Below are 8,763 nucleotides of genomic sequence, written 5' to 3'. Positions count from 1 at the left end.
TTCTTTAACACAGCCAACAAAAAAAGGATAGATCCTTTTCTAAATACCGAAGTACTTGATAGGTCTTACCCTTTTACTATTGATCATTTTATTATTCCTTTAACGTGGCTATATAAGGTAAATTCCGATATTTTTCAGCGTAATCGATCCCATAGCCAACAATAAATTTATCAGGAATGATATATCCGACATAGTCAGCTTTAAGGTCAACCCTTCTGCGCTCAGGTTTATCCAATAATGTACAAATTTTTATAGATTTAGGTTTATGAAGTTGAAAATGTTCTTTTAAAAAAGCTAATGTTAATCCCGAATCTATAATATCCTCAACAAGGACGACGTTTTTGCCAGTGATGTTTACATCAATGTCCTTCAACAATCGTACTTTTCCCGAGGTTTCGGTTTGATCTCCGTAACTGGACGCAGCAACAAAATCAACAGTTACTTTCCCTGTTAACTCCCGTATTAAGTCTGCAGCAAAAACAAATGCACCCTTTAACACAATAATTAAGACAAAGGGTTCCTCTTGATAATCAGCCATCATTTGAGTACCGATTTCTTTCACTTTTCCCTTCAATTGATCCTCTGTAATTAAAACAGTATCCATTTTATATTCCATTATTTAATTTCTGACCCCTCTCAATCAATTTTGGCTCAAGCCTTCGTTTAAGATCGATCAAATGCCTTCGGTGGTGATTCCATCCACCCCTTATCAATTAGGATATTAGCACCGTCATCTACAAATAATCCAAGGTTAATAAGTGTCCTTCCATACAGCAAAGTCAGATCTCTTCTTCCATTTACCGCCAACGAGTTACCGAATGACCTTATCTTCATCGAAAACATATCCACTTTATGAAATAACATGATCTTATCTGAAAAAGGAGGATATGTGGATGTTGTGACTAAGTGATCTATATAAGATGGTGTAGTCAAGTTTTCAATGTGAAGTTTTTCTATGTATTGCTTAACAGCTTTGTCAGTCATGTCTAAACCACGTTTAAATAAGGCCTTAATCTTTTGGTCCTTAGCAGTCTGATAAAACCCTAATAATAGTGCTTTACTAGTCATGTTATTCTCAATATTATCATAAAGATGTGTGATCTCTAAAGCATGCAGTGGACGAATATCTCCCACAAAACCATTTAAATAATCTTGTTTGTGTATAAAATCGACCCCATTTGGTGTTGGAATAATGGGTGGCTTTGAAATTAATTTTTTTTCAACTAAAACATTGTTGATCTGGTCTAGAAAAATCGTCGTGCATTGGTTGGCATAGACGAAAAATGCTCTAATATCTTTCCGCATTACCAAGGGGATCGCTACTGCATATAGGCTCATTCCCGCCTTTGCTGCATATTTTAAATAATGGACATAAAATGTATCTTCATATAAACGTGGTGCTGCAAGATTTATATCTTCTTTCGTAAAACCAACTGGTATAGGAAATTTCTCTCTAGTAAAAAATGTTTCAATCCGTTTCATAAAGTCCTTGGATAAGGCCAAGCCATTCTCCAATAAAGTCTTAATGTATTCATCCTCACAATTTTGAAGAAAATAACTTAAAATTTGACTTGACATACTGTTTCCAGTATAAGTGGCCCATAGTTTCCCCATTTCAAGTGAAGTTAAAGGCTGGGATTCATCTAATTCGGGTGTCCTTAATAGAATTGGCTTCATAATGTCCATTGGTTGTAAGTCCATCGATAGTCCCCTTACTCAAATTTTAGTCTATGATTTAACATTACCATTAGAAAGTTATTTTATTCCAATTACACTTAATCGTATTCATTTAGCAAAGGAACCTAATTCCCTGTACGTTCTTTTTAGAGAAATGCAGTGGTTCCACCCTTCCATTTATTAGGATGCTAATTTGAATGCGTGATCAATAATTCTTTGATTGATCTCATTTACTAACAGCAAAATAAAGTCTTTGCTTGTGTTCAGTTCAATAGCCTTAATAAGTGCTTCAAATAATTGTTCAGTACTTAGGTTCTGCATAAGTAGTCACTCCGTTTGTTATTTACCTTATTAGATTGAGTATTTTTTGGAAAATTAATGGTATATACCTCCATTATAGGTATATACCATTAATAAAATAATTTAATTAGGTAATATGGGTATTACTTGTTCAAGATCTGAGAATATCGCATAAGCTGATTTATCCATTTCCACATTTTTCTCAATCAGATCCGGAATAATAATGCATCTCATTTTAGCACTGTTTGCAGCCCTTAAACCATTTAGAGAGTCTTCTAAAACGAGCACATTTTCAGGAGATACATTAGCACGTGTACAAGCTTCTAAGAATATATCTGGATGGGGCTTCCCATTCTCAACCTCTTCTCCACTTACATAAAAATCAAATCGCTCCGTTAACCCTGAAATTGACAAATAAAATTCAATAGTGTTTCTGCTGCTAGAAGAAGCGATACATTTTTTTAATCCTCTTCGGTCTATTGCATCTAAAAGGTTAACTACACCTTTCTTGATGATATTAGTTTCCTCTTTCACTAATTGTATTAATAAAGTATCATAATCATCTAATACAAGATGGGTAGGAAAATCCTTTCCATACAGCCCCTTATACAAATGATCAAGTTCCTCTGCACTCCCTAAACCAATCATGCTTTTATAGTTTTCCAGGGTGAAAAAAAAACCTTGTTTTTCTATAATGGTTTTCATAGCAGAAAAGGAGATCCTTTCAGTATCGAACAAGAGCCCATCCATATCAAAAATGACTAATTGTAAATGATCCATTTCTTCACTCCATTTACCGAGGAATTTTTACACTTTACTTTTTAATACCTGGTCAAAATCTTTAAAAATATCAACATCTAAATCAATACCTCTTCCCAAGGCTATTCTATATGAGAGAATTTGAATGGGTATGGCCATTATAAGTGGACTCATAAGTTCATCCATCTCTATGCCTAAGGTAAGCGTTTTTTCATCTAGTGGATTAGATAATTGTGAAATCGTAAAACAATGCTCAGTATATGTGCGAAAATACTGTTTTAATTTCTCCGCCCTGTTTATAAGTTTGCTATTCGTTAAGATAAAAAATAGTCCATGAGATTTGTTTACTTCTAAATATGGACCATGCATGTAAGCCTCTAATTCAAATCCTTGTGACGGAACTCGAACCGTTTCAGTAAATTTTGTTTCAAACTCTTTCGCAGTTCCAACCGTTGGTCCATACCCAATTGCTGCAAAACGTGGGAGTCTATTTAACTCTTCTGCATGTAGGCTATAATAACTTTTGGTTTTTTCAATCACAGTAGGAATTTGCGCTGTTATCTCTTTAAGTTTTTTCCATTCCTTCGTGACATCGTCTTTGGTAAGATTACCAAGCACTTCCCCTGTCATTACCCCTATTAACATGGATGTCAGTACTGTAGCTGTAAACCCTTTAGTGACGAAGCCCACTTTTTCTATTCCACAGCCAATGTCAATGACCATATCTGTATAATGAGTGATGGGGCTTTCCAATTTAGAGGTCAATACTGCTGTCGGAACACTCCCATTTGATTGAACTTTTTTCAAGGCCTCAATGGTCGAAAAACTATGTCCACTTTGCGAAACGGCTAAAACAAAGTCTGTTGTCTCCTTTATTTTTTCATAATGGACAAAATTAAAAGGTTCTTGTATTTCTATCGATATATCAGCGACCTTCTCCATGTAGTATTTAGCACTTAACATCGCATTGGCACTTGATCCAGTCGCAAGGATCAACCAATTCTTAGGTTTTTCCTTTTCTATGAAAGATCTAAGTTTGCTAAGATTACTTTCTATATTTTCAAAGATATCATGACAGATTTCTTCTTCCTCAAGAATATTCGACATCATTGTTTCTTTCATTTGATCGATGGCTCCTTTCTATATTTATGATCCAAAAATACCCAACCAAGCACCTATTATGCCAACCACTGCAATTCCTAGTAAAATAGTAGTTGCCTTTGCCCCTTTTCCTAGCAGCCAGTATATGATTCCAAATGAAAGTAACGGTAAGATCCCTGGTAAAATCTCATCAAGTAAATCTTGAACCTTTGTTGCTCCCTTACCGCTTCCTATATGCAACGGAACATGAATATCAATCATGGAGGCCGTCATCCCACCGATAACCATTAGCCCGATAATCGCAGCACCTAAAGTTAATTTCCCCATTGCTCCACTCTTTTGGAGACGTAATAAAAATCCTGTTCCTAATTTATACCCTAAACCTGCCATGAAATACCGAAGGGCAATATGAGGAATATTAAAAATAAGTAAAAATAATATCGGACCAAGGATATTCCCTTTTATTGCCAAAGACGTACCGACACCCGTAGCTATTAATCTCAAGGTTCCCCAAAAGAAAGAGTCACCTATTCCGGCTAATGGACCCATTAAAGAAGCTTTAACATTATTGATTGTGTTGTCATCAAAATCTTTATCTTTTGCATTTTGTTCTTCCATTGCTGCCGAAATCCCCAGCAATAAAGTAACAATATGAGGTGTAGTATTAAAAAACTCTAAATGCCGCTTTAAGGCAGCTGCTAAATCTTCTTTATTTTTATAAAGTTTTTTCAAGATCGGAATCATCGCATAAGTAAAACCTAAATTCCCTTGTCGCTCGTAGTTCCAGGAAAATTCTTGTTGAAAGGAACGCCAAAATAATCGATTAATATCTTTTCTTGTTATTTCTTCACTTTGATCATTTGATTCCTGGTTTTCAAGATTAGAAGTCTTCATCATCGTCATTGACTACCACTGCTCCTTCCGATGTAGCAACTTGGTTTTGTTTCAGATTCACTATGACCACTGCTATAATAGCACCAAGAATGGCAATACCCGTAACAGGAATCTTCAAGTATGCCACAATGATAAATCCTAAGAAAAAGAATGGATACACTTGTTTATTAATTAATAATCTTGCTAGCATTGCAAAACCGAGTGCTGGTAGAATACCAGTTGCGACTTCAAGGCCTGTTTGGACAAAGTCAGGGACCTTATGTAATAAATTAGAAATGACATCACTACCCACATAGTAAGATATCGTGACAACTAAACCAATCATAGCTGCCAGAGCAAATCCCCCCATTAATTGCATTACTTCGATACCACGAGTATTTGCTTCCAGTGCATACTTATCGGCTTTATGCACAAATAATGGGAGAATCAAAACCATGTATAAATTCACCAATATTAGGACAAATGTAGCAATTGGCAGGCCAAGTAATAAAGCAGCTTCTGTTCCTGCATGAGAATGGATAGCAAATGCAGTCCCCAACACACCTCCTGAAATGATTTCCGGTGGCAGTGCAGCCCCAACAGAGAAGGAACCTATTAGAGCTAACTCTAATGTTGCTCCCATGATGATACCTGTTTTAATATCTCCCATGACGATTCCTGTCAATAGGCCTGTAACAATGGGCCGAGAAATTAAACTTGTCCCTAAGGCATATTCACATTGTGAAATAAATGCAACCAAGCCTAACAATAAGGCCGTAACCATATACTCTACCTCCCAGTGTTTATTATTTTATAGAACATCCTGAGCTTGAATCTTTTTATCATTTGGTACTTGTCTGATTTCCACTTCAACACCTTGGCCAATCATCTTTTTTACTAAAACTTCTTCCTCAGGTAAAAGGTTTACAGCCTTTGATATGTTTCTTGCACCATCCTTTGACTTAATGCCACCTAAGTTTACTTGTTTAATATTCGGATAAGCGCTTACTATTTTTTCTGCATCAGCCACAGATTCCACTACTATAAAAAGTTTGTATTTATCTGTAACACCACTCTGAAGCGCTGCAATCGATTCTTCTATGTTTTTAATGACCAATCTAACCCCTTGAGGTTTTGCCAATTTAATCGTAGCCTTACGCAATTCATTGACAGGTACATCATCATTCGCAATCAAAATACAATCTGCACCAAGTGTCTGTGTCCATGAAAATGCGACTTGTCCATGCAGTAATCGATGGTCTACACGTAGAAGTTTAATCATTTTTAATCTCCCTTTCTAAAATTCCTCATCATCATGTTCTTTGCCTATTTCCGAATTACAGTACTTAATAGAGTTCCTCGAATTTTTTATAGCAGATTTAATAAGTTTTTCTGTATCCTTTTCCTGTTTTTCCATGGTCACCAACTCAATCACTAATGGCAGATTTAATCCCGCAATTAAGTGAATCTGTTGTTCTTCGACTAAATTCATAAATTCGTTGTTCACACTACCCCCAAAGATGTCTGTAACGACAATTAATTCATCATTTTCTGTGAATTTAGTAAAAAGTTCTTTTATCTGGGTTTTTAAATCTACGTTTTCATCGACATATGCTCCAAGAGTCCATATATTCGGTTGTTTACCGACAATCAGCTCCACTGAATGACGAATCCCTTCTGCAAAATTACCATGTGATGCAAATAAAAAATGTCTCATCTTTTCCTCACCTCACTTATCTATTATTATATTTTGCAAAAATCGTGCCAAATTAGTGTCAAGATATTAAATTGAATAAAACCCAGTGATAGATCTGTACTATTACTAGGTTCCATTGTTATATAGTTTCATTTTTTAACATACCAGTTTTGACATTAGCCATATTTTTAGTGACACTAACTAAATATTTAAGTAATTTTAAACTATCAATTAGACACTAACTTCCTCATTGTCCAATTTCTACAAGTGGTATATACCAAATACATTATAGTTAATCTTATTCCTTTTTATATTAATATCATTAGTACTCCATCACACGGTAATATCTGCGTATAGATAAACTATGTTTTCTAGTATCTTCTAAATGCTTGGCGATTCTTTCAAAGAATACTCCAGTTGAAAGTGGGCAAAGCATGCCTCTATATTTATCATCTACTCCTTCAAATGAATATTCTTTTGTATCAAAAACAGATACTTTCTTAGAGATTTTCAGGGCAAAATTCTCTACTCTTTCTGCTAGTGGCCTAGTTTCATCCTCCCCTTTAAAAATCATCAAGCTCGTATCTTTCGTAAGCATTTCAAGGGCACCGTGGAAGAATTCAGAACAACTTACAGATTGTGTACGGATCCACTGCATTTCTTCTAAGATACACATCGCCATTGAATATACTCCGCCCCAGATATTGCCGCTGCCAGTGAGCATATGATAATCTTCTTTACTGTATTTATTAGCAAAGTCTGCTGCCTTTGGTTCAAACTCTTTTCTCATTTTCACTAATGCAGGAATCATATTTTCCAATTGTTTTACAAATTGTTCGTAATCCGGGAAATCTCCTGCGTTATACATAAAGCGTGCAGTCAGCAACAATTTTACTAGATTCGTATGATCGAAAAATGTTTCACTGCACCCACGATAAACAATCAAGTGTTCAAGTTCGTTCCCAATAGTGGATTGTTCTTTACAAACAAATCCTAAAGTTCGTATTCCCCTTTCTTTTAAAGATTTTAATAGAGTGATAATCTCTGGTGTTGTTCCTGACTCAGAACTAACAATGACAATTGATTTATCGGAAAATTGTTTATTTCCTAGCAACTGGAATTCCGCTGCATTCTCCACAAATACACGAATGCTGCTTTTTGTTCCTAGGATATTTCCGTATTCTTCCATAAAAGCTATTGTTCCACCTATTCCAATTAAAAATACATTTTCAAAGCCCTCATCATACATTTGATCAACAGCTTTGTTAATTTGTTCTTTTAATCCATAATTAAACTCCATTACCTCCAGATACGTTTGCTCATTAAAATTTAACATTGATGATACCTCCTTTTCATTTGGTTCATATAACCAACCACTCGGACAATAAACATACCAAAACAAAAAGATTGGTGGTTTTTACATGGACCACTAACGATTTCATTGTACCAATTGCCCATAATTTGTCAATACCCCTATTTTTATTCTCATTCAAATAAGAGGTACTCGTTTTTTTATGTACTTCAAAAAAATTGCTTACTCCAAAATATCATGATAATCTAACTAATAGAATCCTTTTAATATACCAGCTTGTATTTTTTTCATGGAGGATGTTGTTCATGGGCAGAAGGATCAATCTTGTAAGCAATCATGTGAAGGAAATTGTTGAGGAATATATCGCAGTTCACCATTTAAGTCCCCATGACAAGTTGCCATCAGAACGTTCAATGTGTGATATGTGGAAGGTTAACCGAGTAACTCTAAGAGGAGCTTTATCTTATTTAGTAGATGAAGGGGTTCTTTACCTAATTCCTAATAACGGCTACTATATGGCTCCGCCTAAGTTAGTGAGAAATATTGAAGATCTTTCACTTGTTAAAACAGATGCTGAAAATAAAATAGTTATGGAAACTAAACTGCTATCTTATGAATTAGTAGAAGCTAACAAAGAATTAGCCCAACTATTTTCAATAATACTCGGAAGTAAGCTTCACAAAATAAAGCGTTTAACCACATTCCAAGGTGATCCTCTAGATTTGGAGATCATTTTCATACCATCCTATATTTTACCTACAATTTTCTCAACAGAGCTAACTGTAGATTCATTTATTAATATTTTAGAAAATAATTATTCTGAGCGTATAGCTGTTAAAAAGAGAGAATTTAACATCGAGCTTGCTACCAAAGAGATTGTAAATTACTTGAATTTACCTATTAACAGCTATGTTATAAAAATAACTTCGTCTGTATTAAATACAAGTTCCAATATCATCTTATATTCAATCACCTATTCAAACTTTGATCGTTGTACCTTTTGCTGCGATTTGAAATAAAGGCTCTTTTAAACTTGACTGTTGAT

General features: G+C 34.9%; 11 protein-coding genes. 1 reads left to right on the top strand and 10 read right to left on the bottom strand.

The window, feature by feature from the left end:
* Positions 1 to 91 precede the first annotated feature (91 nt).
* The 10 genes from hpt to V7083_RS01285 all read right to left on the bottom strand — a co-directional run bounded on the left by hpt (position 92) and on the right by V7083_RS01285 (position 7,742).
* Entirely contained in the window at positions 92 to 616 is a 525-nt protein-coding gene (hpt, locus tag V7083_RS01330; protein WP_335474546.1) for a hypoxanthine phosphoribosyltransferase, read from the bottom strand.
* A gap of 47 nt (positions 617 to 663) precedes the next feature.
* A complete protein-coding gene (locus V7083_RS01325; protein WP_335474544.1) occupies positions 664 to 1,701 on the bottom strand; it encodes a DUF3231 family protein in 1,038 nt (345 codons plus the stop codon).
* A gap of 156 nt (positions 1,702 to 1,857) precedes the next feature.
* Positions 1,858 to 1,998, bottom strand: coding sequence for a sporulation histidine kinase inhibitor Sda (sda, locus tag V7083_RS01320; RefSeq protein ID WP_335474542.1), 141 nt, complete (start codon positions 1,996 to 1,998; stop codon positions 1,858 to 1,860).
* 102 nt (positions 1,999 to 2,100) lie between these two features.
* Entirely contained in the window at positions 2,101 to 2,757 is a 657-nt protein-coding gene (locus V7083_RS01315) for an HAD family hydrolase (RefSeq protein ID WP_335474540.1), read from the bottom strand.
* A 27-nt stretch (positions 2,758 to 2,784) separates the two neighbouring features.
* Positions 2,785 to 3,858: an SIS domain-containing protein gene (locus V7083_RS01310; protein WP_335474538.1), complete on the bottom strand. Its 1,074-nt coding sequence runs from the start codon at positions 3,856 to 3,858 to the stop codon at positions 2,785 to 2,787.
* A gap of 24 nt (positions 3,859 to 3,882) precedes the next feature.
* A complete protein-coding gene (locus tag V7083_RS01305) occupies positions 3,883 to 4,740 on the bottom strand; it encodes a PTS system mannose/fructose/sorbose family transporter subunit IID (RefSeq protein WP_438823680.1) in 858 nt (285 codons plus the stop codon).
* A complete protein-coding gene (locus V7083_RS01300) occupies positions 4,718 to 5,494 on the bottom strand; it encodes a PTS mannose/fructose/sorbose/N-acetylgalactosamine transporter subunit IIC (protein WP_335474536.1) in 777 nt (258 codons plus the stop codon). Before V7083_RS01300 ends, V7083_RS01305 begins: the two co-directional genes overlap by 23 nt.
* Positions 5,495 to 5,521: 27 nt before the next feature.
* A complete protein-coding gene (locus tag V7083_RS01295; protein WP_335474534.1) occupies positions 5,522 to 5,992 on the bottom strand; it encodes a PTS sugar transporter subunit IIB in 471 nt (156 codons plus the stop codon).
* Positions 5,993 to 6,007: 15 nt separating this feature from the next.
* Complete coding sequence (locus V7083_RS01290) at positions 6,008 to 6,427, bottom strand: PTS sugar transporter subunit IIA (protein ID WP_335474532.1); 420 nt, start codon at positions 6,425 to 6,427, stop codon at positions 6,008 to 6,010.
* 301 nt (positions 6,428 to 6,728) lie between these two features.
* Positions 6,729 to 7,742, bottom strand: a complete 1,014-nt coding sequence (locus tag V7083_RS01285) for an SIS domain-containing protein (protein WP_335474530.1) — start codon at positions 7,740 to 7,742, stop codon at positions 6,729 to 6,731.
* Between the two features lie 281 nt (positions 7,743 to 8,023).
* Between V7083_RS01285 and V7083_RS01280 the strand changes: the two genes are divergently transcribed.
* The gene (locus tag V7083_RS01280) at positions 8,024 to 8,737 is read left to right on the top strand and encodes a GntR family transcriptional regulator (protein WP_335474529.1); all 714 of its coding nucleotides are present in this window, start codon (positions 8,024 to 8,026) and stop codon (positions 8,735 to 8,737) included.
* Positions 8,738 to 8,763 lie beyond the last annotated feature (26 nt).

Source organism: Bacillus sp. JJ1764, assembly GCF_036962145.1.
Taxonomy (GTDB): domain Bacteria; phylum Bacillota; class Bacilli; order Bacillales; family Cytobacillaceae; genus Neobacillus.
This window is presented reverse-complemented; position numbering and strand designations above follow the sequence as displayed.

Excerpts from the sequence above, each read along its gene's own strand:
- hpt (WP_335474546.1), bottom strand. The coding sequence starts at position 616 with ATGGAATATAAAATGGATACTGTTTTAATTACAGAGGATCAATTGAAG.
- V7083_RS01325 (WP_335474544.1), bottom strand. The coding sequence starts at position 1,701 with ATGGACTTACAACCAATGGACATTATGAAGCCAATTCTATTAAGGACA.
- sda (WP_335474542.1), bottom strand. The coding sequence starts at position 1,998 with ATGCAGAACCTAAGTACTGAACAATTATTTGAAGCACTTATTAAGGCT.
- V7083_RS01315 (WP_335474540.1), bottom strand. The coding sequence starts at position 2,757 with ATGGATCATTTACAATTAGTCATTTTTGATATGGATGGGCTCTTGTTC.
- V7083_RS01310 (WP_335474538.1), bottom strand. The coding sequence starts at position 3,858 with ATGAAAGAAACAATGATGTCGAATATTCTTGAGGAAGAAGAAATCTGT.
- V7083_RS01305 (WP_438823680.1), bottom strand. The coding sequence starts at position 4,740 with ATGACGATGATGAAGACTTCTAATCTTGAAAACCAGGAATCAAATGAT.
- V7083_RS01300 (WP_335474536.1), bottom strand. The coding sequence starts at position 5,494 with ATGGTTACGGCCTTATTGTTAGGCTTGGTTGCATTTATTTCACAATGT.
- V7083_RS01295 (WP_335474534.1), bottom strand. The coding sequence starts at position 5,992 with ATGATTAAACTTCTACGTGTAGACCATCGATTACTGCATGGACAAGTC.
- V7083_RS01290 (WP_335474532.1), bottom strand. The coding sequence starts at position 6,427 with ATGAGACATTTTTTATTTGCATCACATGGTAATTTTGCAGAAGGGATT.
- V7083_RS01285 (WP_335474530.1), bottom strand. The coding sequence starts at position 7,742 with ATGTTAAATTTTAATGAGCAAACGTATCTGGAGGTAATGGAGTTTAAT.
- V7083_RS01280 (WP_335474529.1), top strand. The coding sequence starts at position 8,024 with ATGGGCAGAAGGATCAATCTTGTAAGCAATCATGTGAAGGAAATTGTT.